1 protein-coding gene is annotated in these 2031 nt (G+C 70.7%); it reads right to left on the bottom strand.

Annotated elements, in window-relative coordinates:
• The coding region (locus ACLEQD_RS42120; RefSeq protein ID WP_410391579.1) for a condensation domain-containing protein at positions 1–2031 on the bottom strand (2031 nt) is incomplete at both ends.

The following is a 2031-nucleotide window of genomic DNA, read 5'->3' on the forward strand; positions in this document are numbered from 1 at the left end:
GCGGGTAGCTGGGGTCCAGCGGCACGTAGGCGCCACCGGCCTTGAGGATGCCGAGCGCGCCGATGACGAGATCCTCGGTGCGCTCGACGCAGAGGCCGACGCGGACTTCGGGCCGGACGCCGAGGCCTCGTAGACGGTGGGCGAGCTGGTTCGCCTTCGCATCCACCTCGCGGTACGTCAGCTGCCGCTCGGGCGTGATGACGGCCAGCGCGTCCGGAGTGCGGCACACCTGGGCTTCCACCATCGCGGAGATGCTGGGCTCGTGCGGCGTCTGCGCGGCGGGAGGATTCCAGTCGATCAGGAGTTGCTGACGCTCGGAGCCGGTGAGCAGGGGCAGGTCGCTCAGCCGTGTGTCCGGCTTCTGCGCGAGGGCCTCCACCAGCACGCCGAAGTGCCCGGCCATGCGCTGCACGGTCTCCGCGTCGAACAGGTCCGTCGCGTATTCCAGCGTGCCAACCATCCCCTCCCGGACCTCTTGCAGGGAGAGCGTGAGATCGAACTTCGCGAAGTGGGCCTCCAGGGGCAGTGGCCGCAGGGAGAGGCCCGGGAGCTGGAGCGGCTCGGTGGGCGTGTTCTGCAGGGCGAACATCACCTGGAAGAGGGGGCTGCGGCTGGTGTCCCGCACGGGCTGGAGCGCTTCCACCAGCTTCTCGAAGGGCACGTGCTGGTGCTCGTAGGCCGTGAGCGTCGTGCCGCGCACCTGGGCGAGCAGCTGGCGGAACGTCGCGCGCGGCTCAACGTGGGCGCGCAGGACGAGGGTGTTGACGAAGAAGCCGATGAGGCCCTCGGTCTCCGCCTGCGTCCGGCCCGCGATGGGCGTGCCCACGCTGACGTCATCCTGTGCGGCGTAGCGCGACAGCAGCACCTGGAAGGCCGCGAGCAGCACCATGAAGGGTGTGGCGCCCTCGCGCCCCGCCAGCGTCTTGAGTGCGTGGGCAACCTCCGCGGGAATGCGCACGTCCACCTTGGCGCCCCGGTGCGACTGCACGGGCGGACGCGGACGGTCCGTGGGCAGCTCCAGCGCAGCCGGCGCATCCTCGAGCCGCTGCTTCCAGTAGCCGAGGTGCGCCTCCAACGTCTCGCCCTGGAGCCACTGGCGCTGCCAGGCCGCGAAGTCCGCGTACTGCATGGGCAGTGGCGCGAGCGGCGGGCTCCGGCCCGCACTGAAAGCCTCGTAGAGGGCCACCAGCTCGCGGACGAGGACCCCCATGGACCAACCGTCGGAGACGATGTGGTGCATCGTCACGAGCAACAGGTGGTCTTCCGCTCCCAGTCGCACGAGGGCGGTGCGCAGGAGCGGCCCTTCCTCCAGCTGGAATGGCTGGCGGGCGTCCTCGGTGACCAGGCGTCGTGCTTCGGCTTCGCGCCGCGCTTCGTGCAGGGCGGACAGGTCATGCAGGGGCAGGGTCCATCCACTCGGAGGATGGATGGACTGGGTGGCCTGGCCCTGGTGCTCGTGGAAGGTGGTGCGCAGGGCCTCGTGGCGCTGGACGAGCGACTCGAAGGCGCGGCGCAGGGACTCCACGTCCACCCGGCCCTTCAAGCTCAGCGCGCTGGAGATGTTGTACGACGCATCTCCCGGAGTGAGCTGATCCAGGAACCAGAGCCGCTGCTGCGCGAAGGACAGCGGCGCCGTGGTGGCGCGCACCCGGGGGATGCTCGGCGGGGCCTGCACCGCGGAGGTCCGTGAGGCGTCGATGCGCTGAGCAAGCCCGGCCACGGTGGGGGCCTCGAACAGCGCGCGCACGGGAAGCTCACGCCGGAAGGTGGCCCGCACGCGGGAGACGAGCTGGGTGGCCAGCAGCGAGTGACCCCCGAGCGAGAAGAAGTCATCGTGGATCCCCACGCGCTCCACGCGGAGCACCTGCGTGAAGAGGGCTTGGAGCTGCTCCTCGGTGACCGTCTCCGGCGCGACGTAGGCGGAGGCGAGCGCGGTGCCCTGCGGTGCCGGCAGGGCCTTGCGGTCCACCTTGCCGTTGGCGTTGAGGGGGAGGGCCTCCAGGACGAGGAAGGCGGAGGGCACCATGTACT

The organism is Corallococcus sp. 4LFB (genome assembly GCF_046520365.1).
In the GTDB taxonomy this organism is placed as follows: Bacteria; Myxococcota; Myxococcia; order Myxococcales; family Myxococcaceae; genus Corallococcus; species Corallococcus caeni.